The sequence below is a fragment of the Buttiauxella sp. B2 genome, from assembly GCF_006376615.1.
GTDB lineage: Bacteria > Pseudomonadota > Gammaproteobacteria > Enterobacterales > Enterobacteriaceae > Buttiauxella.
Genome location: NZ_VEXQ01000022.1, coordinates 25,045 through 46,412 on the forward strand (window position 1 = coordinate 25,045; position 21,368 = coordinate 46,412).

The 21,368-nt window shown below is 52.1% G+C and carries 18 protein-coding genes; 15 read left to right on the forward strand and 3 right to left on the reverse strand.

Features of this window, described 5'->3' with window-relative positions:
- The first annotated feature begins 7 nt into the window (after nucleotides 1–7).
- From phnL to phnP, 5 genes are all read left to right on the forward strand, one after another.
- Entirely contained in the window at nucleotides 8–721 is a 714-nt protein-coding gene (gene phnL, locus FH968_RS19320; RefSeq protein WP_139882374.1) for a phosphonate C-P lyase system protein PhnL, read from the forward strand.
- Entirely contained in the window at nucleotides 711–1,847 is a 1,137-nt protein-coding gene (gene phnM, locus FH968_RS19325) for an alpha-D-ribose 1-methylphosphonate 5-triphosphate diphosphatase (protein WP_139882375.1), read from the forward strand. The genes phnL and phnM overlap by 11 nt, the downstream gene beginning before the upstream one ends.
- Nucleotides 1,844–2,407, forward strand: a complete 564-nt coding sequence (phnN, locus tag FH968_RS19330) for a ribose 1,5-bisphosphokinase (RefSeq protein WP_223271348.1) — start codon at nucleotides 1,844–1,846, stop codon at nucleotides 2,405–2,407. Before phnM ends, phnN begins: the two co-directional genes overlap by 4 nt.
- Before the next feature lie 110 nt (nucleotides 2,408–2,517).
- Nucleotides 2,518–2,985, forward strand: coding sequence for an aminoalkylphosphonate N-acetyltransferase (gene phnO / locus FH968_RS19335; RefSeq protein WP_139882377.1), 468 nt, complete (start codon nucleotides 2,518–2,520; stop codon nucleotides 2,983–2,985).
- On the forward strand, nucleotides 2,963–3,721 hold the full coding sequence (gene phnP / locus FH968_RS19340; protein ID WP_139882378.1) for a phosphonate metabolism protein PhnP: 759 nt from the start codon (nucleotides 2,963–2,965) through the stop codon (nucleotides 3,719–3,721). The genes phnO and phnP overlap by 23 nt, the downstream gene beginning before the upstream one ends.
- 152 nt (nucleotides 3,722–3,873) lie before the next feature.
- Here the strand turns inward: phnP and yjdP are convergent, their stop codons facing one another.
- Both yjdP and FH968_RS19350 read right to left on the reverse strand, forming a co-directional pair.
- Nucleotides 3,874–4,215 (reverse strand): DDRRRQL repeat protein YjdP, encoded by a 342-nt coding sequence (gene yjdP, locus FH968_RS19345; RefSeq protein ID WP_139882379.1) that lies wholly within the window; start codon nucleotides 4,213–4,215, stop codon nucleotides 3,874–3,876.
- 431 nt (nucleotides 4,216–4,646) lie between these two features.
- Nucleotides 4,647–7,211: an ATP-binding protein gene (locus FH968_RS19350; protein ID WP_139882380.1), complete on the reverse strand. Its 2,565-nt coding sequence runs from the start codon at nucleotides 7,209–7,211 to the stop codon at nucleotides 4,647–4,649.
- 206 nt (nucleotides 7,212–7,417) lie between these two features.
- Here FH968_RS19350 and FH968_RS19355 point away from each other — a divergent pair, with 206 nt between their 5' ends.
- From FH968_RS19355 to FH968_RS19380, 6 genes are all read left to right on the forward strand, one after another.
- On the forward strand, nucleotides 7,418–8,944 hold the full coding sequence (locus FH968_RS19355) for a sugar ABC transporter ATP-binding protein (protein ID WP_139882381.1): 1,527 nt from the start codon (nucleotides 7,418–7,420) through the stop codon (nucleotides 8,942–8,944).
- A complete protein-coding gene (locus FH968_RS19360; protein WP_139882382.1) occupies nucleotides 8,934–9,956 on the forward strand; it encodes a ribose ABC transporter permease in 1,023 nt (340 codons plus the stop codon). The genes FH968_RS19355 and FH968_RS19360 overlap by 11 nt, the downstream gene beginning before the upstream one ends.
- Before the next feature lie 45 nt (nucleotides 9,957–10,001).
- Nucleotides 10,002–10,934 (forward strand): ABC transporter substrate-binding protein, encoded by a 933-nt coding sequence (locus FH968_RS19365; protein ID WP_139882383.1) that lies wholly within the window; start codon nucleotides 10,002–10,004, stop codon nucleotides 10,932–10,934.
- Nucleotides 10,935–11,059: 125 nt separating this feature from the next.
- Nucleotides 11,060–11,743: a D-lyxose/D-mannose family sugar isomerase gene (locus tag FH968_RS19370; protein WP_139882384.1), complete on the forward strand. Its 684-nt coding sequence runs from the start codon at nucleotides 11,060–11,062 to the stop codon at nucleotides 11,741–11,743.
- A gap of 27 nt (nucleotides 11,744–11,770) precedes the next feature.
- On the forward strand, nucleotides 11,771–12,631 hold the full coding sequence (locus tag FH968_RS19375) for a ketose 1,6-bisphosphate aldolase (RefSeq protein WP_139882385.1): 861 nt from the start codon (nucleotides 11,771–11,773) through the stop codon (nucleotides 12,629–12,631).
- 9 nt (nucleotides 12,632–12,640) lie between these two features.
- The gene (locus FH968_RS19380; protein ID WP_139882386.1) at nucleotides 12,641–13,663 is read left to right on the forward strand and encodes a carbohydrate kinase family protein; all 1,023 of its coding nucleotides are present in this window, start codon (nucleotides 12,641–12,643) and stop codon (nucleotides 13,661–13,663) included.
- Between the two features lie 29 nt (nucleotides 13,664–13,692).
- Here FH968_RS19380 and FH968_RS19385 read toward each other — a convergent pair whose 3' ends face one another.
- Nucleotides 13,693–14,427 carry a response regulator transcription factor gene (locus FH968_RS19385; RefSeq protein ID WP_139882387.1) on the reverse strand — a complete coding sequence of 245 codons (735 nt, stop codon included), beginning with the start codon at nucleotides 14,425–14,427 and terminating at the stop codon, nucleotides 13,693–13,695.
- Between the two features lie 356 nt (nucleotides 14,428–14,783).
- On the opposite strand from FH968_RS19385, the gene fdhF reads away from it, so the two are divergent.
- The 4 genes from fdhF (at nucleotide 14,784) to actP (ending at nucleotide 21,323) form a co-directional block, all read left to right on the forward strand.
- Nucleotides 14,784–16,931: a formate dehydrogenase subunit alpha gene (gene fdhF, locus FH968_RS19390; protein ID WP_139882388.1), complete on the forward strand. Its 2,148-nt coding sequence runs from the start codon at nucleotides 14,784–14,786 to the stop codon at nucleotides 16,929–16,931.
- Nucleotides 16,932–17,185: 254 nt separating this feature from the next.
- Nucleotides 17,186–19,144: an acetate--CoA ligase gene (acs, locus tag FH968_RS19395; protein WP_139882389.1), complete on the forward strand. Its 1,959-nt coding sequence runs from the start codon at nucleotides 17,186–17,188 to the stop codon at nucleotides 19,142–19,144.
- Nucleotides 19,145–19,350: 206 nt separating this feature from the next.
- Nucleotides 19,351–19,668 (forward strand): DUF485 domain-containing protein, encoded by a 318-nt coding sequence (locus FH968_RS19400; protein ID WP_139882390.1) that lies wholly within the window; start codon nucleotides 19,351–19,353, stop codon nucleotides 19,666–19,668.
- Complete coding sequence (gene actP / locus FH968_RS19405; protein WP_139882391.1) at nucleotides 19,665–21,323, forward strand: cation/acetate symporter ActP; 1,659 nt, start codon at nucleotides 19,665–19,667, stop codon at nucleotides 21,321–21,323. Before FH968_RS19400 ends, actP begins: the two co-directional genes overlap by 4 nt.
- Nucleotides 21,324–21,368 lie beyond the last annotated feature (45 nt).

Below are 21,368 nucleotides of genomic sequence, written 5' to 3' on the forward strand. Positions count from 1 at the left end.
GCACACGATGACCAGATTACGGGTTGAAAACCTGAGCAAAACCTTTGTGTTACACCATCAGCATGGCATCCGTTTACCGGTACTGGCGAACGCATCTCTTGAGGTGAATGGCGGAGAATGTGTGGTGCTGCACGGCCATTCCGGCAGCGGAAAATCCACTTTGTTACGCTCGCTGTACGCCAACTATTTGCCTGACGAAGGGCATATCTGGGTTAAGCACAACGACCAGTGGCTCGACATTGTGCAGGCACCAGCGCGAGACGTGCTGGCGGTGCGCCGTCAGACCATCGGCTGGGTCAGCCAGTTTTTGCGTGTTATCCCGCGAATTTCTGCCCTTGAAGTGGTGATGCAGCCGCTGCTGGATTTAGGTGTATCGCGTTTCGAGTGCGAAGCCAAAGCAGCAAGATTATTAACCCGCCTCAATGTGCCGGAACGCCTGTGGAACCTGGCGCCGTCAACGTTTTCTGGTGGTGAGCAACAACGCGTAAACATTGCCCGCGGTTTTATCGTTGATTACCCAATTTTGCTGCTTGATGAACCCACGGCGTCACTGGATGCGAAAAACAGCGCCGCCGTAGTGGCATTGATTCAGGAAGCAAAAGCGCGAGGCGCGGCAGTGGTCGGTATTTTCCATGACGAAAGTGTGCGCAATCAGGTAGCAGACAGACTGCACAATATGGCAACCCCTATGGCGACCATGGAGGCCAAAAATGATCATTAATAACGTCAAGCTGGTGCTGGAAAATGAAGTGGTGAGTGGCTCACTGGAAGTGGCCGATGGCGTGATCCGTAATTTTGCCGGCAGCCTTAGCCAGTTACCCCAGGCACAAGATGGCGCAGGCGGTTGGCTGCTGCCAGGGCTTATCGAATTGCATACCGATAACCTGGATAAGTTCTTCACCCCGCGCCCGAAAGTTGACTGGCCTGCACATTCTGCGATGAGCAGCCACGACGCAATGATGGTCGCCAGCGGCATCACCACGGTACTTGATGCAGTAGCGCTGGGCGATGTGCGCGACGGCGGTGACCGGCTGGAAAACCTTGAGAAGATGATCAACGCCGTGATGCACAGCCAGGCACGTGGCGTAAATCGCGCCGAGCACCGCCTGCATCTGCGCTGCGAGCTGCCGCACCACAGCACGCTACCACTATTTCAGCAGCTGATTGAACGCGAGGGTGTGTCATTGGTGTCGCTGATGGACCACTCACCAGGCCAGCGTCAGTTCTCAAATCTGGTCAAATACCGTGAGTATTATCAGGGCAAATATCAGCTTAACGACGCTGACATGGACAGCTACGAAACCGAGCAACTGGCGCTGGCAGAGCGCTGGTCACAGCCGAACCGTCTGGCGATTGCAGCCATCTGCCGCGCACGCAATATCGCACTTGCCAGCCATGACGACGCGACGAAAGCACACGTTGCACAATCCCATGAACTGGGCAGCGTTATCGCCGAATTCCCAACTACGCTTGAAGCAGCACACGCCTCACGCCAGCTCGGAATGAGCGTATTAATGGGCGCACCAAATATCGTGCGAGGCGGCTCGCACTCCGGCAACGTTGCGGCGCATCAACTCGCACAAGTCGGCCTGCTGGATATTCTCTCTTCCGATTATTATCCAGCAAGTATGCTTGATGCCGCGTTCCGCGTAGCACAAGACGAAACCAACAGTTTCACGTTGCCGCAAGCCGTCGCACTGGTAACGCGCAACCCAGCAAAAGCACTGAATCTGGACGATCGTGGCGTGCTGGCAGAAGGTAAACGCGCTGACATGGTACTGGTTCATCAGCATGGTGATCATGTGGGTGTCGGAAATGTCTGGCGCCAGGGGATACGGGTGTTCTGATGAGCAAACTAGTCTGGTTGATGGGGCCATCTGGCTCAGGAAAAGACAGCCTACTGACAGCACTCCGTCAGCAGGAAAATAATCAACTGCTGGTGGCCCATCGTTACATCACCCGCGCCGCTGATGCCGGGTGTGAAAACCATATCGCGCTGAGTGAAAAGGAGTTCACTCAACGCCAGAAGCAAGGGCTGTTTGCGCTATGTTGGCAAGCGCATCACCAAAGTTATGGCGTGGGAATCGAGCTGGATATCTGGCTTGATTCCGGATTCGATGTAGTAGTCAATGGCTCGCGCCAGCATCTTTCGCAGGCGCGGGCGCGTTATGGTGACGCACTGGTGCCTATTTGCCTGCACGTTTCAACGGACGTATTGCGCAAGCGGCTGGAACAACGCGGGCGAGAAACTGCGCCACAAATAGAACAACGCCTGCAACGCGCGGCGCTCTACGCCCCCAATTTGGATAACTGCCTGGTGCTCAATAACGATGGCAGTCTGGCTGAGTCTATCGAAGCGTTTATGCGTTTAGTCGGTATATCAACGCCAGTAGCGTTTCAGCTTTAATGTCGGATGTCGCTACGCTAATCCGACCTACGAAATGCCGTTGTAGTTGTATTTGTATTTGTAGGGTGGATTAGCGCAGCGACATCCACCAGTTAACAAGGAACCACACTATGTCTGTCTCTCTCGAATTTCGCCCCGCCACTCTTGCCGACAGCGATGCCGTTTACGCTTTGATTTGCGAATTAAAGCAGGCTGAGTTTAATCGCCAGGCATTTAACGTGGGATTTACGGCAAACCTCGCAGAACGCAATTTGCATTACCAACTGGCAGTGCTAAGCGGCGAAGTGGTAGGCATGATTGGTTTGCATATGCAGTTCCATCTGCACCATGTGAACTGGGTGGGTGAAATTCAGGAGCTGGTGGTGATGCCACAAGCACGTGGTCACGGGGTGGGCAGCAAGTTACTGGCGTGGGCCGAGGAACAAGCGCGGTTGGCAGGAGCTGAACTCACAGAACTTTCAACCAGTGCCAAACGCCTTGATGCTCACCGTTTTTACCAGCGCGAAGGGTATCAACACACCCATTTTCGCTTTACCAAAGCCGTGGAGATACCCCATGAGCCTGACACTAACGCTTAGCGGTACGGGTGGTGCACAACTGGTGCCCGCTTTTGGTTGTCATTGTGCCGCGTGTGAGCGTGCTAGCAATAATTCGCAATTTCGCCGCAAACCCTGTAGCGCAGTGGTGAAGTTTAATCAGGCCGTGACGCTCCTGGATGCAGGCATTCCGGATTTGATGGACCACTGGCAGCCTGGTGAATTTCAGCAGTTTTTGCTGACCCATTACCATATGGACCACGTTCAGGGTTTGTTCTCGCTACGTTGGGGAGTGGGGGAAAAAATTCCGGTTTACGGCCCTGCAGACGAACAAGGCTGCGACGATCTGTTTAAACACCCTGGTATTCTGGATTTTAGCCACACGCTGGAAGCGTTTGTCGGGTTTACGTTACAAGCGCTGCGCATAACCCCTCTACCGCTCAACCATTCGAAACTGACTCTCGGTTATTTGTTTGAAACACCGCACAGCCGCGTGGCATGGCTCAGTGATACCGCTGGCCTGCCGGAAAAAACGCTGAAGTTTCTGGCGAATAATAAACCGCAGGTGATTGTGATTGATTGCAGCCACGAACCGCGAGCACAAACGCCGAAAAACCATTGTGACTTAAACACAGTTATCGCTCTGAATGAGTACATTGGAAGCCCACGGGTAATACTCACCCATATTGGTCATCAGTTTGATTGCTGGCTGATGGAAAACCCGTTACCGAAGGGCTTTGAAGCAGGATTTGATGGGATGGTTATTCAGGTGGATTAGCGGTTTTACGCCGGATGTCGAATGTCGCTTCGCTAATACGACCTACGCAGATACGTAGGGGGGATTAGCGAAGCGACATCCACCGTTAACATACCACACCAAAAACAACCGCTTCGTAGCCTGCTCAAAAACAGGAATACCGCACGCAATTCTTATCGAAAATCATCATCCAGACGGCGTTCGTCTTCTTCGAGCTGACGGCGCTGGTCGTCTAACTGGCGCTGTTGGTTATCAAGCTGGCGGCGTCTGTCTTCAAGCTGCCGATGCTGGTCTTCGTATTGACGACGCTGGTCATCATTGTTGCGCTGGCTTTCATCATCCCAACGGCTGTCATCGCTGTCGTTGCGGCTATCACTCGGCTTGTAGGCATCGTTAATCGCCTGAGAAATAGAGCCAACAATGGCGTTATCAAACAATCCATCCATCACATCGGCATGAGCCACTGTGGTCATGGTCAGAGTACCGAGCAGCAGCACTATCGAATATCGGTTCATAGGACCGTCTCATCAAAGTTGATAGCGGCACAATAGGAAAAACGCACGTCGCCCAATAGCGGAGAAATCCCAAATGTCCTCTATAGACTCCGCGCTGAACCGCAACTTCAGTAACTTTTCGCGCAGCTTCTACGCAATAGTTGTGCGTAAAGATAAATGCTGTTCGCTGGTTTTATAGCGTCTCATTGATGTTGATTCAGCAGACCGGAATGGGGAAAGACGGGTAAAGTTAGCCCCTCTTTGCAGAGGGGCTAAGTCCTTGCTACAGGATGTTCAATGAGGTGCATATCAATAGATGAGGCGGCTAAGTTGCATTCCTAAACCCACCCACTTCCTCCTGGGATACTGGAAGGGGTCTTTCTATTAATGTCTGCTTCTGCACTCTGAGTCAATTGTTTGCAGATGACCTTTTCAATGATTTTCAAACCTGATTACAAATGCCGGGCATAGCGTAAAGCCTGGGCTAATTTTTGCTGATTAAACGGTTTACGCAACAGCTCGACTTGCGGTAATTGCTGCCCGCTGCGACGCAAATCCTGGCCACTTATCAACAAGCAAGTGAGGTGTGGATAATGCTCTTGTGCATGCTGCACGACATCCGCGCCATTCATCGTACCTGGCAGCATTAAGTCACTGATTAAAATTTGAATATCGGGGACATCTTTCAGTAATTGTAACGCTTGCTGGCTGTCACTGGTTTCCAGCGTCAAATAGCCAAGCTGATGTAATTGTTCGCACAATGTCTGACGGACATCGTGTTCATCTTCCAGCACCAGAACCAGTTGATCTTCATCGCGATTTACCGCCAGCGGTTCCGGTAATGTTTCACTCGCGGCCTGTGCGGGCGCACGCGGCAGCTGCAAACGCACCAATGTTCCCTGCCCTGGCGCACTTTCAATTTGTACCCGGCCACCAGACTGGCGCACAAAACCATAAACCATCGACAACCCAAGTCCACTACCGCTTCCAGTCTGCTTAGTGGTAAAGAACGGTTCAAACACCTGCGCTTTAATTTCTTCTGACATCCCATGACCACTGTCGATAACCTCCAGTGCCACCATATCCTGCTTGCGCCCACCAGAGCGCACCACACGCTGATTCCAGGTACGGATTTTGATGGTGCCGCTTTGCCCTTCCATCGCATCGCGGGCATTCATAACCAAATTGATAATCGCATTCTCAAGTTGATTCACATCTATCCACGCGGGCCACGCCGGATGCTGCGCTTCTATCTCAAGCGTTAACGCCGCGGGCAGTGAGTGGCGAATCAGCGGGTCGAGGTTTTCTAACAGGTTTTCCATCGAAACGGCGTGGGGATGCAGTGACTGTTTACGTGAAAATGCCAGTAATCGCTGGGTGAGTTGTGCGCCACGTTCGGCGGCTTTTAACGCGCGTTGAATGCGCGTGGCATCCGTCGAATCCACCGAGGTGAGTTCAAGGCTGCCGATAATCACCGCCAGCAGGTTATTAAAATCATGCGCCAAGCCACCGGTTAACTGCCCGACGGCTTTCATTTTTTGGCTATGGACCAGCGCTTCTTCAAGCGCTTTGCGCTCGCTACGGTCCAGCACCACGTTGACCATTCCGCGCCCCGGCACCGGGCTGAAACGCAGCTCAATAGTGCGATTATCTGACAGCCGTAGTTCCTGTGGTTTTGGTAACGGGCGCGAGAGATTTTCGAGGATATGTTCCTGAAGCGGCGTTACTTGTTTGAGCAAGCTCATGTAATGCTGGCCACGCTGAAGATGCTCCGCAGCCAACCCCAGTAGTAGCGGATATTGTGGGTTCCACACCACCAAAACACCGTCGTTATCAAACAGTGCAAAACCATCACGCATAGCGTGGAAGGTTGTTTCTAATTGGGTACTTTTTTCTTTAAGTAATTTCGACGTGTGTTCCAGCGATGCTGTATTGCGGGCAAAAACGTTAAATGCCCGCGCCAGTTCGCCCAGTTCATCGCGCCGCTGCAATGCAGGCACGCTGACATCGCGCTCGCCACGCGCCAGGCGTGTCATGGCATGAGAAATCGCCGTCAAATTCGAGCCCAGATTGCGGTAAATATACCAACCGGCAAAACCGGTGATCACCAACGCCAGCGCAGCAAACAACCCAATAAAGGCAATCATTGATTGCAGCTCTTTATGGCGTTGTTCGGTGCGATTTAACGACTCCTGCGTCACTTTTTGCACGTACTGGTTGATGTCTTCGTTCAAAAACGCCACCAGTGCTTTGATGTGATACATATACCAGGAAATCCCTAAATCGCTATTTTCCAACGCCTGCGAAAGTGGCAGCAATTGCTGCAAATGAGTGGTTAACTCCTGCAATATCCCCTCTACCAATGGTGTATCGGCGTGAGCGGGAAGTTGCGTCATAACGTCGGTAAGCTGGACTACCGTGGCTTTCGGTGACGGCGTTTGAATGGCAATCAGGATTAGCCGGTCCATCTCGGTTAACAGCCGGGGTTCTGGAATAGCCAACCCGTCGCGAGCATTAATATCCTGAATATGATGCAGATAACTTTGGTTTTGATACAACGCACTGAGCAGCGCGTTACGTTCCAGATGGCGACGATGACCGAGCTCCAGCATACGTGTGACGCTACTTTCCAGTTCGTTGCTGCGGTCGGTAATTCGCTTTACAAGCTGCACTTCGTGGCTGGCAAGCGGCGCAGTGGCCAGATGATTCAGCGAACGTTGTAATGCCTGTTGTGTTTGCTGCAAACGTTGCGCTTCACTCTGGTATTCCAGCGCACCAACTACCTGCGTCAGACGCACTGCCGCCGTTGCCACATTCGCGGTATCTCGCGCAAGCTCCATGCTGCCGGACATATCACTAAACGTTTGCCCCTGAACCTGCTCCTGCAAGCGGCTGGCGTGATTGAACCCCCACACCGCTACACCACAGACCAACAACGTCACCGCCACCACCAGCAGATTAAAGGACAGCAGGCGCCCACGGGCGCTGAAGAAGAAAGGTGTACGGGGTTGCGGCATGTTTTGGATCCGGTGAGCGTGACTTAATCCAGTTAAGCAGCCAATACGCCCGCCCGTATCAATCCGTCACGGTAATGTGATCAGAGTTAACTATTCATCAATATGACAAATATGAACGGCTTCTGACATTTTGCATTTACCTACGCGTGTTTGACTGGCAGCAATCGTCCCTTTGTTCATAAAAAGTTATCCGCAGGAGTCGCGCCATGAGTAGCGTTCCCATTCTGGAGATGCGCAATATTGCCAAGTCATTCGGCAAGTTTTATGCGTTGAAAGGTGTCGACTTGACGGTGTTTCCCGGCGAAATTCACGCATTAATGGGGGAAAACGGCGCGGGTAAAAGCACGCTGATGAAGATTCTGGCTGGTGCCTATACCGCCACCAGCGGCGAAATCCTGATTGAAGGCAAGCCCTACAGTATCAAAGGACCAAAAGATGCACTCAGCGCTGGCATCACACTGATTTACCAGGAGATGCAGCTTGCACCGAACCTGACGGTCGCCGAAAACATTTTTCTGGGCAGCGAACTTTCCCGCGGCGGTTTGGTTAAGCGCAAAGAGATGGTGATGCAGGCGCAGACGGTTATCGACCGTCTGGGTGCACAGTTTAAAGCCAGCGATTTGGTGTCACGTCTGACGATTGCCGAGCAGCAGCAAGTAGAAATCGCCCGCGCACTGCATCGCAACAGCCGCATTTTAGTAATGGATGAACCTACCGCCGCGCTCTCGTCCCGCGAAACTCACCGCTTGTTTGAGCTGATTATGCGGCTGCGCGATGAAGGAATGGCAATTATTTATATCAGTCACCGCATGGCGGAAGTGTATGAATTATCAGACCGCGTTAGCGTGCTGCGCGATGGGCAATACGTCGGCAGCCTGACGCGTGAAAAACTCAACGCCAATGAACTGGTTCGCATGATGGTGGGCCGCCCTTTGAGTGATTTGTTCAATAAAGAACGCGATATTCCACAAGGAACGGTGCGGCTGAACGTCCATCACCTGACAGACGGAGCCAAAGTTCAGCCCGTGAGTTTGCAGGTGAAATCCGGGGAAATCGTCGGGCTTGCTGGGCTAGTCGGGGCTGGTCGTTCCGAATTAGCACAACTTATTTTCGGGGTGCGCAAATCCACCGGGGGCAGCATCGAAATTGACGGCAAAGCCGTCAAAATTCATTCACCGCGTGAAGCGATTAGCCATGGTATTGGTTTTCTGACCGAAAACCGCAAAGAGCAAGGTTTGTTCCTCGAATTAGCCGCGCAAGACAATATCACCATGGCGACGCTGGAGCGCGATGCGCACTACGGCTGGCTTGACCGTAAAAAAGCTCAGACCATTTCTGATGATGCCATCAGCCTGTTGAATATCCGCGTGCCACATGCACAAGTGCGTGCGGGTGGGTTATCAGGAGGCAATCAGCAAAAACTACTGATCTCACGCTGGGTGGCGATCGGCCCGCGAATATTGATCCTTGATGAGCCAACGCGCGGCGTGGACGTCGGCGCGAAAAGTGAGATCTACCGGATCATGAGCCAGATGGCGAAACAGGGCGTGGCGATCCTGATGATCTCAAGCGAATTACCGGAAGTGGTCGGTATGAGCGACCGGGTTTATGTGATGCGCGAAGGCAGTATTGCCGGGGAATTACACGCCGCTGATATCACACAAGAAAATATTATGACACTGGCTACCGGCGTCGAAGAGGCTCACAAAAAGGCGGTTCATCATGGCAATTGATCAACGTAAAGAAACGCCTCTGGCGCCAGGTACACCGCAACAGGTCGCAAAGTCTGCCTCACTGAAAAAAGCGCTGTTTGGCGATTTGATGCAAACCGTCGGGATTTTGCCCATTTTGATCCTGATCGTCGCCGTTTTTGGCTTTATCACGCCAAACTTCTTTACCGAATCTAACCTGCTGAATATCGCCCGTCAGTCGTCGATCAATATCGTGCTCGCCGCAGGCATGACCTTCATTATTTTAACTGGCGGCATCGACCTTTCCGTCGGCTCAATGCTGGGTACCACGGCGGTGACGGCGATGGTCGTTTCGCTGATGCCGGGCTGGGAATCCTTATCGATTCCTGCCGCGTTGATGATGGGCACCGGGCTTGGGTTATTTAACGGCATGCTGGTGGCTTGGGCGGGTCTACCACCGTTTATCGTCACGCTCGGCACGTATACCGCACTGCGCGGTGCGGCGTATTTGCTGGCCGATGGCACCACGGTGATTAACTCCAATATCAATTTTGAATGGATTGGTAACTCGTATCTCGGCCCGATCCCATGGCTGGTGGTGATTGCGCTGGCGGTGATTGTTGTCTGTTGGTTCATTTTGCGGCGCACCACGCTTGGCGTTCATATTTATGCGGTCGGCGGCAATATGCAGGCGGCACGCCTGACAGGCATCAAAGTGTGGATGGTTCTGCTGTTCGTTTACGGCATGAGCGGTTTACTTTCCGGGCTTGGCGGTGTGATGAGCGCTTCGCGTCTTTACAGCGCCAACGGCAACCTTGGAACGGGTTATGAGCTGGATGCCATCGCGGCGGTGATTCTCGGTGGCACCAGCTTTGTCGGCGGCATCGGCACGATTACTGGCACGCTGGTCGGCGCATTGATTATCGCCACCTTAAACAATGGCATGACGCTGATGGGCGTTTCGTATTTCTGGCAATTGGTGATCAAGGGTGCGGTGATCATCATTGCGGTTCTGATCGACAAATACCGTACTCGTCATCATCAAAGTGCATAGCTGTATCCATAACAACAAAACTCTACCCTACGTGAGGAAAACAACATGCGTTTAAAGCTAATCGCCGCTGCACTCCTGATTGCGAGCGCGCCATTTGTTCAGGCAAAAGAACTGAAATCCATCGGTGTGACGGTGGGTGACCTCGCCAACCCCTTCTTCGTACAGATAACCAAAGGTGCCGAACTTGAAGCCCGAAAACTGGCGGGTGATAACGTGAAAGTGACACTGGTTTCCAGCGGTTACGATCTTGGCCAACAAGTGTCGCAAATTGATAACTTTATTGCTGCCAAAGTGGACATGATAATCCTGAACGCGGCGGATTCGAAAGGGATCGGGCCGGCGGTGAAACGGGCGAAAGAAGCCGGGATCGTGGTGGTGGCAGTAGACGTGGCGGCAGAAGGTGCCGATGCGACGATCACCTCGAACAACACCCAGGCGGGTGAAATGGCCTGTAAGTACATTTCGGATCGTCTGAAAGAAAAAGGCAATGTCGTTATCATTAACGGGCCGCCGGTTTCCGCCGTGCAGAACCGTGTTGAAGGCTGCATGACCGAGTTTAAAAAGCACCCGGATATCAAGATCCTTTCTTCTAACCAGAACGCAAAAGGCAGCCGTGAAGGTGGCCTTGAAGTGATGACCTCCCTCCTGGCAGCAAATCCGAAGATCGACGGCGTGTTTGCGATCAACGATCCGACAGCGATCGGTGCCGATCTGGCAGCAAAACAAGCACAACGTAACGAGTTCTTTATTGTCGGCGTGGATGGAAGCCCGGATGCGGAAGAAGCATTGAAACGCGGCGGCAATACGCTGTTTGTGGCGACACCTGCGCAAGACCCGCAAGTGATGGCGGCGAAAGCGGTGGAGATTGGTTATGACATTCTGCAAGGCAAGCCTGCGCCCAAAGAACCCGTGCTGATTCCAGTGACCATGATCGATAAGAACAATATCGGCACGTATAAAGGCTGGACGGTGAAATAACGCGACCGCCAGCAATTGACACAAATGGTGGATGTCGCTGGCGCTAATCCCCCCTACAAAACCCGAGTCTGTAGGTCTGATTAGCGCTAGCGACATCCGACACAAAAACCGTTCAGGTCATAAATATGAAACGTTCCGAAGTGAATCAGATCCTGTCCCAGACTCGCCATTTCTTTATGCAGCACGATATCCACCTGCCCCATTTCGCCTCGTTCGACGTGGCAAAATGGCAGCAGATTGATAAACAAGTTTGGCAGGAAGTGTTCGATCTTAAGCTCGGCTGGGATGTGACGGCGTTTGGTGGTAATGACTTTCTTGCCCAAGGTCTGACGCTTTTCACTCTGCGTAACGGTTCACCCGATGGTTCGCCGTATGCCAAATGTTATGCCGAAAAAATCATGCATGTCCGCGAAGGGCAACTTACCCCGATGCATTTTCACTGGCGCAAACGCGAGGACATTATCAATCGCGGCGGCGGTAATTTGATTGTGGAACTGTGGAATTCCGATCAGTACGAGCAGACAGAAGAAAGTGACGTCACAGTCGTTATTGATGGTTGCCGCCAGACACACGCGGCGGGCAGCCAATTGCGCCTCTCACCAGGGGAAAGCATTTGTCTGGTACCCGGCATTTACCACAGTTTCTGGGGCGAGTCTGGTTACGGCGACGTGCTCGTTGGGGAAGTGTCGATGGTCAACGATGACGACCGTGATAACCGCTTCCTCAAACCACTGGAGCGTTTTAACTCCATCATTGAAGACGAGCCTGCACGGCAGTTGCTGTGCAACGAGTATCGCCAACATTTTTAAGCTATTACCAACACCAGAGGGCTCATTATGGCTTTGATATCGCTCGCAGACGGGCTGGCTCACGCGCGTAAAAATGGCTACGCATTAGGGGCGTTTAACGTGCTCGACAGCCATTTTCTGCGTGCCCTTTTCGCTGCCGCAAAGCAGGAAAAATCGCCGTTTATCATCAATATCGCCGAAGTGCATTTTAAATATGTTTCACTGGACTCATTGGTTGAAGCCGTCAAATTCGAAGCGGCGCGCCACGATATTCCAGTGGTACTTAATCTCGACCACGGGTTGCATTTTGATGCGGTGGTTCGCGCTTTACGTCTGGGTTTTAGCTCAGTCATGTTCGATGGTTCTACACTTGAATATGAAGAGAACATCCGCCAGACCCGCGAGGTGGTGAAGATGTGCCACGCAGTGGGTGTATCAGTTGAAGCCGAACTGGGTGCTGTGGGCGGTGACGAAGGCGGTGCGCTATATGGCGAAGCCGACAGCAACAAGTTTACTGACCCGGCAGTCGCGCGCGATTTTGTCGACAGAACCGGTATCGACACGCTGGCAGTCGCCATTGGTAACGCGCATGGCAAATACAAAGGCGAGCCGAAGCTCGATTTCGACAGGCTTGCCGCCATCGCTAAGCAAACGGGCTTGCCGCTGGTACTGCATGGGGGTTCCGGTATCAGTGACGCAGATTTCAGAAAGGCGATAAGCCTTGGTATCCACAAAATTAATTTCTATACCGGAATGTCGCAGGCCGCACTCGGTGCAATCGAGCAGAGAATGAATCAACGTCATGCCATTTATGACGAGTTCGCCGAGTTGCTGCTGGGTATTGAAGAAGCCATTGCTGATGTCGTCGCCCAGCAAATGCGCATTTTTGGTAGTTCAGGCAAGGCTTAAGGAGAGATTATGACAGAGCGCAGCGGGATTATTGCCGCCGGTAATATGCTGGTCGACCATGTGCACCAAATTGTGCAATGGCCGCAGCGTGGGTGGCTTGCGGAAATCGTCCACAGTGAACGCTCAACAGGTGGAGCACCCCTTAACGTGCTACTGACGCTGGCTAAAATGCATGTCGGCCTGCCTCTTCAGGCGGTGGGTTTAGTGGGGGACGACCACGATGGCGACTATATTATGGCGATGCTCGATCAGTATCATGTAAATCGCCAGCACGTGCACCGCACCACCTTCGCACCAACATCGATGTCGCAGGTAATGACCGACCCCAGTGGGCAGCGTACTTTTTTCCACTCGCCGGGGGCTAATCGTCTGCTCGATTTACCGGCCTTCGACCGCCTTGAATCTTCATTCAAAATCTTCCATCTCGGCTACTTGCTGCTACTCGACAGTCTGGATATGGAAGACGCGGAATACGGCACGCGCAGCGCCAGATTGCTGGCACAGATGTCGCAACAAGGCTACGAAACTTCGCTTGATTTAGTCTCGCGTCAGGGTGACCCGCGCTATCGCCCGATGGTGCTCCCTGCTCTGTGCTGGCTGGATTATCTGGTGATTAATGAATTGGAAGCCGGTGAATTTAGCGGCCTGGAAATCCGTCATTCTGACGGTTCGCCCCACATTGAACATATCGCCATCGCGGCAAACCAATTGCTGGAAGCGGGTGTGCGGCAAAGAGTCGTTATACATTGCCCGGAAGGTGCATGGGGTGTAGAACCAGGAAGCGAAGGCGTGTGGGTGTCGTCGTTTATGCTCACTCAGGAAGAAATTATTGGCAGTGTAGGAGCAGGTGACGCTTTCTGCGCCGGAATATTATATGGCTGCCATGAAAAATGGTCGCTTATCGACAGCCTGAAGTTAGCCCATGCCTGTGCTCGCGCCAATCTTTTATGCGCCAATGCTATCGATGGCGCGAAGACACTGACGGAATTACAGAGTTTTATTAATGAGCAACCACCCGTTATGAATAGATAGCGTAATCGCCCAATCTATTTCTAGATGATTTAAGCAGCATTATTTTCAGCATGATTAACATCAGCGGAAAAAACATAGCCTACGCCACGAATCGTACGGATTAATGCCGGTTGATGGGGGTTTAATTCTATTTTGCGGCGCAGGCGCATAATCAGCACATCTATAGTTCTATCGAATACTTCGAGGCTTTCGCTATGGGTCAGTTCCAACAATCTTTCGCGCGACAGGACTTTTCGGGCATTTTGCATTAACGCCAGTAGCAGCCCATATTCGCCTTGGGTGAGATCGACCTGTTCAAATTGAGTGTTAAACAACTGGCAGCGTTCGGTATCCAGCCGCCAGCCGTTGAAATGCAATCCACTGGTTTTGTTTGTGACTGTTTCGACAGCCAACGCGCCGGTGCGCCGCAATACTGCTTTGACACGCGCCACCACCACGCGGGGGTTAAACGGCTTAGCGATGTAATCATCTGCGCCCATTTCCAACCCCACCACCACATCAGATTCGCTACCCAACCCGGTCAGCATCACTACTGGTAAATCTGGCCGCTGCCGCTGAATTTGTTGCAGCACTAGCAGCCCATTAATATCCGGCAGGATCATATCCAGCAGCACCAGTGCAATCTCCGGATGATGGGCGATTGACTGCAATGCATCATTTCCTGTGTGGCAGACCATCACCTCAAAGACATGCTCATTGAGCACATCTCGTAGCACATCGCAAATCGCCAAATCGTCATCCACCAGTAATATTGCAGGCTTCATTGTTGTTCTCCGGGGAGGATGCAAAGGGTCAAAGCTAAGTGTGAGCGATTGTTGGAGGAGTGCCGCGAAAATGACAGATAGCCATGCTGAAAATTCAACCAGTGTCACAAACCCTGCCCTGGTCGACACGTCACTTTTGACGATGAACTGTTTTTCGTCAGAGTTTTGCTGCTTTTATCACCGTAAGATGACTGTTATTCCCATTCTTTTTATGTGGCATAGATAATGCATTAAAGCTGGGAGATGTGATCAGCTGTGTGAGTGTCACACACACTTAAGTACCCTAAATAATTCAGGTTGCAGCCAATGCATCTGCAACTTGAAGTATGACGGGTACATTGACTGGAGCAACACTGATGAAAAAAGTCGTCACGGTTTGCCCCTATTGTGCCTCGGGTTGCAAGATTAACCTCGTGGTCGATAACGGCAAAGTCGTCAAGGCGGAAGCGGCTCAAGGTAAAACTAACCAGGGCGATCTTTGCCTGAAGGGTTACTACGGCTGGGATTTTATTAACGATACTAAAATCCTCACCCCGCGCCTGAAATCACCGATGATTCGTCGCCAGAAAGGCGGCAAACTCGAAAATGTTTCCTGGGATGAAGCGCTGAACTACGTCAGCACTCGTCTTAGCGAAATCAAAGCGAAGCACGGCGCAGATGCCATCATGACCACCGGCTCCTCCCGTGGTACAGGCAACGAAACCAACTATGTAATGCAAAAATTTGCGCGCGCCGTTATTGGTACGAATAACGTCGATTGCTGCGCACGCGTCTGACACGGCCCATCGGTTGCAGGTCTGCACCAATCGGTCGGTAACGGCGCTATGAGTAACTCAATCGTCGAGATTGAAGATACCGATTTAGTATTTGTGTTCGGGTACAACCCGGCAGATTCACACCCTATCGTTGCTAACCGCGTGATTCGCGCGAAGCAAAAAGGGGCGCAAATCATTGTTGTCGATCCGCGTAAAATTGAAACCGCGCGTATCGCCGATATGCATTTGCAGTTAAAAAATGGCTCTAACATTGCCCTGCTGAATGCACTTGGGCATGTGATTATCGAAGAAAACCTGTACGACCAGTCGTTCGTGGCTTCCCGTACCGAAGGTTTCGACGAGTATCGCAAAATAGTTGCGGGCTACACGCCTGAATCTGTGGAAGAAATTACCGGCGTAACGGCAGCAGAAATTCGCGCTGCAGCGCGTATGTACGCGAAGGCGAAAACTGCCACGATTCTGTGGGGCATGGGCGTGACCCAGTTCTATCAGGGTGTGGAAACGGTTCGCTCGCTGACAAGCCTTGCTCTGATGACAGGTAATCTGGGTAAACCTAACGTTGGTGTTAACCCGGTTCGTGGTCAGAACAACGTGCAGGGTGCTTGCGATATGGGCGCACTGCCGGACACCTATCCGGGCTATCAGTATGTGAAAGACGCAAAAAGTCGCGAGAAGTTCGCGAAAGCCTGGGGCGTCGACTCTTTACCTGCACACACCGGCTATCGCATCAGCGAGTTGCCACACCGTGTGGCGCATGGCGAAGTGTACGCCGCCTACATCATGGGTGAAGATCCGCTGCAAACTGATGCGGAGCTTTCAGCCGTGCGTAAGGCGTTCGAAGAGCTCGAGCTGGTGATTGTGCAAGACATCTTCATGACCAAAACCGCAGCTGCTGCCGATGTGATTTTGCCATCGACCTCCTGGGGTGAACATGAAGGGGTTTATACCGCCGCTGACCGTGGGTTCCAGCGCTTCTTTAAAGCCGTGGAACCGAAGTGGGACTTAAAAACGGACTGGCAGATTATCAGTGAAATCGCCACCCGTATGGGTTATCCGATGAGCTACAACAACACCCAGGAAATTTGGGATGAGTTGCGCAATCTGTGCCCTGATTTCTACGGTGCCACTTACGAGAAAATGGGTGAGCTGGGTTATATCCAGTGGCCTTGCCGCGATGTAGCAGAAAGCGACCAGGGAACCTCGTTCCTGTATGACGGTAAGTTTGACCGTGAAAATGGTTTGGGTGAGTTCTTTACCTGTGACTGGGCACCACCAATCGATCGCATCACCGAAGAGTACCCAATGGTGCTTTCAACGGTGCGTGAAGTGGGCCACTACTCTTGCCGTTCAATGACCGGTAACTGTGCAGCGCTGGCAGCCCTTGCCGATGAACCAGGTTATGCGCAAATCCATATCGACGATGCCGCCCGTTTGGGTATCGAAGATGAAGCGCTGGTGTGGGTCAATTCACGCAAAGGTCGTGTTATCACGCGTGCGAATGTGAGCGAACGCCCTAATAAAGGTGCCGTTTACATGACTTACCAGTGGTGGATTGGTGCTTGTAACGAGCTGGTGACTGAAAACCTCAGTCCGATTACCAAAACACCGGAGTACAAATACTGCGCCGTGCGCGTCGAGCCGATTGCCGATCAGCGAGCCGCCGAACAGTATGTGATTGATGAGTACAGTAAGCTAAAAGCCAGCCTGCGCGAGAGCGCGGCGGGTTAATACAGAAAGAGCTGCCAGGCTGGCAGCTCTTTTTTTCACCGCAGCCATGTTGTTGTTATAAATATTATTTATTAATTACCTTCCTTGATAATCCTCATCGCTAATTATCTCTGTGTCGTTGTGTTATTGATTAGATTTTCAACAATTTAATTAATGCGTGATCTGTCGCCCAAAAAGTAAACAAAGCGCCCAAAGCCCCTACAATTAACGTTTGCGTGACATATTATTAACATCCTACAAGGAGAAAAAAAGCCATGAGCCAAGTACATAAACACGCCATTCCCGCAAACATTGCGGACAATTGCCTGATAAACCCGGAGCAGTACCAATCCATGTACCAACATTCGGTACATGACCCTGATGCATTTTGGGGTGAACAAGGGAAAATCCTTGATTGGATCAAGCCCTATCAAAAGGTGAAAAACACCTCTTTCGCGCCAGGAAATGTCTCTATCAAATGGTATGAAGACGGCACGCTGAATTTGGCCGCCAACTGCCTGGACAGACACCTGAAAGAAAGAGGCGATCAAACTGCCATCATCTGGGAGGGTGATGACGCAACACAGAGTAAAACGATTACTTACCGCGAACTGCATCGTGAAGTATGCCGTTTTGCCAATACACTGGTAGAACTGGGCATAAAGAAAGGCGATGTAGTGGCGATTTACATGCCTATGGTGCCGGAAGCCGCTGTTGCGATGCTGGCGTGTGCGCGCATTGGTGCTGTGCATTCCGTGATTTTTGGTGGCTTCTCACCAGAAGCGGTCGCCGGGCGTATTATTGATTCCAGCTCTCGTCTGGTCATCACCGCCGACGAAGGCGTGCGCGCCGGGCGTTCCATTCCGCTGAAGAAAAACGTCGATGATGCGCTGAAAAATCCTAACGTTAAAACCGTTGAACACGTTGTTGTACTTAAACGTACCGGCGGAAATATTGAGTGGCATCAGGGCCGTGACCTGTGGTGGAACGAACTGGTTGAGAAAGCCAGTGCGCACCACCAGCCTGTGGAAGTGAATGCCGAAGATCCCCTATTTATTCTTTATACCTCAGGCTCAACCGGCAAGCCAAAGGGCGTATTGCACACCACCGGCGGTTATCTGGTGTATGCCGCAACCACCTTCAAATATGTGTTTGATTACCATCCAGGCGACGTTTACTGGTGTACCGCTGACGTGGGTTGGGTGACGGGTCACAGCTATTTGCTTTATGGCCCACTGGCGTGCGGTGCCATCACGCTGATGTTTGAAGGCGTACCAAACTGGCCTGCACCAAATCGTATGGCGCAGGTGGTTGATAAACACAAAGTTAATATTCTCTACACCGCGCCAACGGCGATTCGTGCGCTGATGGCCGAGGGCGACAAAGCGATTGAAAAGACCGACCGCTCATCGCTGCGTATCCTCGGTTCTGTGGGTGAACCTATCAACCCGGAAGCATGGGAATGGTACTGGAAGAAAATCGGTAACGAAAAATGCCCGGTTGTTGATACCTGGTGGCAGACCGAAACCGGCGGTTTCATGATTACCCCAATTCCAGGTGCGACCGAGCTGAAAGCCGGTTCTGCCACACACCCATTCTTTGGCGTTCAGCCCGCACTGGTGGATAACGAAGGTAACCCGCAGCAAGGGGCAGCCGAAGGCAATCTGGTGATCACCGATTCATGGCCGGGCCAGGCTCGCACACTGTTTGGTGACCACGAGCGCTTCGAGCAAACCTATTTCTCGACCTTCAAAAATATGTACTTCAGTGGTGACGGCGCGCGTCGCGACGAAGACGGTTATTACTGGATTACCGGGCGCGTGGACGACGTACTGAACGTTTCCGGGCACCGTCTGGGCACCGCAGAAATCGAGTCAGCGCTGGTGTCGCATCCGAAAGTCGCCGAAGCGGCAGTGGTCGGCATTCCGCATAACATTAAAGGCCAGGCGATTTATGCGTACGTCACGCTAAATCATGGCGAAGAACCGACACCAGAGCTGTATACCGAAGTACGCAATTGGGTGCGTAAAGAGATTGGCCCACTTGCCACGCCGGATATTCTGCACTGGACTGATTCACTACCAAAAACGCGTTCCGGCAAAATTATGCGTCGTATTTTGCGCAAAATCGCCGCCGGCGATACCAGCAACTTAGGTGATACTTCAACGCTTGCCGATCCGGGTGTTGTTGAGAAACTGCTGGAAGAAAAACAAGCTATTACCATGCCTTCGTAACATCTCTGCCCCTCTCCTTCAAAGAGAGGGGAAAACACAATAAAAAAACCTCAACCCACCCCAAATCCCCAATGGATTTTGTGTTGCAGGAAGGCGGCAAATGAGCAAATCCCAGGAGCTTACACTTGTAAGTGACTGGGGTGCGCGAGTGTAGCCAACACCCCTGCGGCGCAAAAGACGAAGGGAATTTCTCTGGAGACTCTGTGATGAATGATTCCAACATTTATCAGCGGATAGAAGACAGTGCGCATTTCAGGGAGCTCGTCGCTAAACGGCAACGGTTTGCCACCATATTATCCATCATCATGCTCGTCATTTACGTCAGCTTTATTTTGCTGATTGCGTTCGCACCCGGCTGGCTGGGCACGCCTTTACACCCAGGCACCACGGTGACACGCGGCATTCCAATTGGCGTTGGCGTAATTTTGATTTCCTTCTTCCTGACTGCTGTCTATGTCTGGCGGGCGAACGGCGAATTTGACCGTCTGAATAACGAAGTGGTACGCGAGGTGAAGGTATCATGAAACGTTTACTCGGCGTCATCGCCGCACCGCTCTTAAGCCTGCCTGCATCCGCGTTTGCCGCTGATGCAATTACGGGGGCTGTTCAACGCCAGCCAACCAACTGGCAGGCGATTATTATGTTCGTGATTTTCGTCGCCTTTACATTGGGTATCACGTATTGGGCGTCGAAAAGAACCCGTACTCGTAGCGATTACTACACTGCGGGCGGCAATATCACCGGTTTCCAGAATGGCCTGGCTATTGCGGGCGACTATATGTCCGCCGCGTCATTCCTCGGTATTTCTGCACTGGTGTTCACTTCCGGCTACGACGGCCTGATTTACTCGCTGGGCTTTTTGGTCGGCTGGCCAATTATCCTGTTCCTGATTGCTGAACGTCTGCGAAATCTCGGCAAATATACCTTTGCTGACGTGGCATCTTATCGCCTGAAACAAGGGCCAATCCGTATTCTGTCAGCCTGCGGTTCTTTGGTGGTGGTCGCACTCTACCTGATTGCCCAGATGGTAGGTGCGGGTAAACTTATCCAGTTGCTGTTCGGCCTGAACTACCACGTTGCGGTAGTGCTGGTTGGCGTGCTGATGGTGATGTACGTATTGTTCGGCGGCATGCTGGCGACCACATGGGTACAAATCATCAAAGCCGTGTTGCTGTTGTTCGGTGCAAGTTTCATGGCCTTTATGGTGATGAAACATGTCGGCTTTAGCTTCAATAATTTGTTTGCCGAAGCGATAGCTGTGCATCCGAAAGGTGTGGCGATTATGAGCCCTGGCGGCCTGGTGAAAGACCCGATATCAGCACTTTCGCTGGGATTAGGTTTGATGTTTGGTACCGCAGGCTTGCCACATATTCTGATGCGTTTCTTCACCGTCAGCGACGCCCGCGAAGCACGTAAAAGCGTGCTGTATGCGACCGGCTTCATGGGTTATTTCTACATCCTGACCTTTATCATCGGCTTTGGCGCCATCATGTTGGTGGGTGCAAACCCAGCCTTTAAAGATGCCGCTGGCGCGTTGATTGGCGGCAATAATATGGCGGCGATTCACCTCGCGGATGCTGTGGGTGGCAGCCTGTTCCTGGGCTTCATCTCCGCGGTTGCCTTTGCAACGATTCTGGCGGTGGTTGCGGGCCTGACACTGGCAGGAGCTTCTGCGGTTTCGCATGACCTCTATGCCAACGTGTTCCGCAAAGGTGCGTCAGAACGTGATGAATTACGCGTGTCGAAAATCACCGTACTGGTGTTAGGCGTAGTGGCTATCTTGTTGGGGATTTTGTTCGAAAATCAGAATATTGCCTTCATGGTTGGCCTGGCGTTCTCTATCGCAGCAAGCTGTAACTTCCCAATTATTCTGCTGTCGATGTACTGGTCGAAACTGACCACGCGTGGCGCGATGATTGGCGGTTGGCTTGGCCTTTTGACGGCGGTGATCCTGATGATCCTCGGCCCTACAGTTTGGGTGCAGGTTCTGGGACACGCAACGGCAATCTTCCCGTACGAATACCCGGCGCTGTTCTCGATTCTGGTAGCGTTTGTCGGTATCTGGGTGTTCTCTGCAACCGATAACAGCCCGGAAGGTAATCTCGAACGTGAGAAATTCCGTGCTCAGTTCATCCGTTCCCAAACCGGGATTGGCATTGAACAAGGCCGTGCACATTAATGAGTTTTACCCTTCTCCCGGCTCGCCTGAGCCGGGAGTTTCCCC

Bases quoted from the DNA above. Each gene is read 5' to 3' on its own strand.
- FH968_RS19355 (WP_139882381.1), top strand. From the start codon at position 7,418: ATGAGTAGCGTTCCCATTCTGGAGATGCGCAATATTGCCAAGTCATTC.
- phnP (WP_139882378.1), top strand. From the start codon at position 2,963: ATGAGCCTGACACTAACGCTTAGCGGTACGGGTGGTGCACAACTGGTG.
- yjdP (WP_139882379.1), bottom strand. From the start codon at position 4,215: ATGAACCGATATTCGATAGTGCTGCTGCTCGGTACTCTGACCATGACC.
- FH968_RS19400 (WP_139882390.1), top strand. From the start codon at position 19,351: ATGAATGATTCCAACATTTATCAGCGGATAGAAGACAGTGCGCATTTC.
- FH968_RS19350 (WP_139882380.1), bottom strand. From the start codon at position 7,211: ATGCCGCAACCCCGTACACCTTTCTTCTTCAGCGCCCGTGGGCGCCTG.
- FH968_RS19385 (WP_139882387.1), bottom strand. From the start codon at position 14,427: ATGAAGCCTGCAATATTACTGGTGGATGACGATTTGGCGATTTGCGAT.
- FH968_RS19365 (WP_139882383.1), top strand. From the start codon at position 10,002: ATGCGTTTAAAGCTAATCGCCGCTGCACTCCTGATTGCGAGCGCGCCA.
- FH968_RS19375 (WP_139882385.1), top strand. From the start codon at position 11,771: ATGGCTTTGATATCGCTCGCAGACGGGCTGGCTCACGCGCGTAAAAAT.
- phnL (WP_139882374.1), top strand. From the start codon at position 8: ATGACCAGATTACGGGTTGAAAACCTGAGCAAAACCTTTGTGTTACAC.
- actP (WP_139882391.1), top strand. From the start codon at position 19,665: ATGAAACGTTTACTCGGCGTCATCGCCGCACCGCTCTTAAGCCTGCCT.
- FH968_RS19380 (WP_139882386.1), top strand. From the start codon at position 12,641: ATGACAGAGCGCAGCGGGATTATTGCCGCCGGTAATATGCTGGTCGAC.
- acs (WP_139882389.1), top strand. From the start codon at position 17,186: ATGAGCCAAGTACATAAACACGCCATTCCCGCAAACATTGCGGACAAT.
- phnO (WP_139882377.1), top strand. From the start codon at position 2,518: ATGTCTGTCTCTCTCGAATTTCGCCCCGCCACTCTTGCCGACAGCGAT.
- FH968_RS19360 (WP_139882382.1), top strand. From the start codon at position 8,934: ATGGCAATTGATCAACGTAAAGAAACGCCTCTGGCGCCAGGTACACCG.
- phnM (WP_139882375.1), top strand. From the start codon at position 711: ATGATCATTAATAACGTCAAGCTGGTGCTGGAAAATGAAGTGGTGAGT.
- FH968_RS19370 (WP_139882384.1), top strand. From the start codon at position 11,060: ATGAAACGTTCCGAAGTGAATCAGATCCTGTCCCAGACTCGCCATTTC.